Origin of the sequence: Pseudomonas sp. NBRC 111130, assembly GCF_001320485.1 — a bacterium.
In the GTDB taxonomy this organism is placed as follows: domain Bacteria; phylum Pseudomonadota; class Gammaproteobacteria; order Pseudomonadales; family Pseudomonadaceae; genus Aquipseudomonas; species Aquipseudomonas vlassakiae.
Genome location: NZ_BCBG01000095.1, coordinates 1 through 2,308 on the forward strand (window position 1 = coordinate 1; position 2,308 = coordinate 2,308).

Consider the following 2,308-nt stretch of genomic DNA (forward strand, 5'->3'; position numbering starts at 1 on the left):
CTTTTGTCAGATCGTTCTTTAAAAATTCGGATATGTGATAGATATAGACTGAACACCAGTTTCACTGCTGGTGGATCAGGCTAAGGTAAAATTTGTGAGTTCTGCGCGAAAGCGCAACATGCGAATTTTCGGCGAATGTCGTCTTCACAGTATAACCAGATTGCTTGGGGTTATATGGTCAAGTGAAGAAGCGCATACGGTGGATGCCTTGGCAGTCAGAGGCGATGAAAGACGTGGTAGCCTGCGATAAGCTTTGGGGAGTCGGCAAACAGACTGTGATCCAGAGATCTCTGAATGGGGGAACCCACTCAGCATAAGCTGAGTATCTTGTACTGAATACATAGGTACAAGAGGCGAACCAGGGGAACTGAAACATCTAAGTACCCTGAGGAAAAGAAATCAACCGAGATTCCCTTAGTAGTGGCGAGCGAACGGGGACCAGCCCTTAAGTTGATTTGAGATTAGTGGAACGCTCTGGAAAGTGCGGCCATAGTGGGTGATAGCCCCGTACACGAAAATCTCTTGTCAATGAAATCGAGTAGGACGGAGCACGAGAAACTTTGTCTGAACATGGGGGGACCATCCTCCAAGGCTAAATACTACTGACTGACCGATAGTGAACCAGTACCGTGAGGGAAAGGCGAAAAGAACCCCGGAGAGGGGAGTGAAATAGAACCTGAAACCGTATGCGTACAAGCAGTGGGAGCCTACTTTGTTAGGTGACTGCGTACCTTTTGTATAATGGGTCAGCGACTTATATTCAGTGGCGAGCTTAACCGAATAGGGGAGGCGTAGCGAAAGCGAGTCTTAATAGGGCGTTTAGTCGCTGGGTATAGACCCGAAACCGGGCGATCTATCCATGGGCAGGTTGAAGGTTAGGTAACACTGACTGGAGGACCGAACCGACTACCGTTGAAAAGTTAGCGGATGACCTGTGGATCGGAGTGAAAGGCTAATCAAGCTCGGAGATAGCTGGTTCTCCTCGAAAGCTATTTAGGTAGCGCCTCATGTATCACTGTAGGGGGTAGAGCACTGTTTCGGCTAGGGGGTCATCCCGACTTACCAAACCGATGCAAACTCCGAATACCTACAAGTGCCGAGCATGGGAGACACACGGCGGGTGCTAACGTCCGTCGTGAAAAGGGAAACAACCCAGACCGTCAGCTAAGGTCCCAAAGTCATGGTTAAGTGGGAAACGATGTGGGAAGGCTTAGACAGCTAGGAGGTTGGCTTAGAAGCAGCCACCCTTTAAAGAAAGCGTAATAGCTCACTAGTCGAGTCGGCCTGCGCGGAAGATGTAACGGGGCTCAAACCATGCACCGAAGCTACGGGTATCACCTTCTGGTGATGCGGTAGAGGAGCGTTCTGTAAGCCTGTGAAGGTGAGTTGAGAAGCTTGCTGGAGGTATCAGAAGTGCGAATGCTGACATGAGTAACGACAATGCGAGTGAAAAACTCGCACGCCGAAAGACCAAGGTTTCCTGCGCAACGTTAATCGACGCAGGGTTAGTCGGTCCCTAAGGCGAGGCTGAAAAGCGTAGTCGATGGAAAACAGGTTAATATTCCTGTACTTCCAGTTATTGCGATGGAGGGACGGAGAAGGCTAGGCCAGCTTGGCGTTGGTTGTCCAAGTTTAAGGTGGTAGGCTGAGATCTTAGGCAAATCCGGGATTTCAAGGCCGAGAGCTGATGACGAGTGCTCATTAGAGCGCGAAGTGGTTGATGCCATGCTTCCAAGAAAAGCTCCTAAGCTTCAGATAACTGGGAACCGTACCCCAAACCGACACAGGTGGTTAGGTAGAGAATACCAAGGCGCTTGAGAGAACTCGGGTGAAGGAACTAGGCAAAATGGCACCGTAACTTCGGGAGAAGGTGCGCCGGCGAGGGTGAAGGACTTGCTCCGTAAGCCCATGCCGGTCGAAGATACCAGGCCGCTGCGACTGTTTATTAAAAACACAGCACTCTGCAAACACGAAAGTGGACGTATAGGGTGTGACGCCTGCCCGGTGCCGGAAGGTTAATTGATGGGGTTAGCGCAAGCGAAGCTCTTGATCGAAGCCCCGGTAAACGGCGGCCGTAACTATAACGGTCCTAAGGTAGCGAAATTCCTTGTCGGGTAAGTTCCGACCTGCACGAATGGCGTAACGATGGCGGCGCTGTCTCCACCCGAGACTCAGTGAAATTGAAATCGCTGTGAAGATGCAGTGTATCCGCGGCTAGACGGAAAGACCCCGTGAACCTTTACTATAGCTTTGCACTGGACTTTGAATTTGCTTGTGTAGGATAGGTGGGAGGCTTTGAAGTGGGGAC

1 rRNA gene is annotated in these 2,308 nt (G+C 50.7%); it reads left to right on the top strand.

What is annotated here, in order from left to right:
- Positions 1–176: 176 nt before the first annotated feature.
- Positions 177–2,308, top strand: a 23S ribosomal RNA gene (locus APH33_RS22620); the annotation flags it as partial.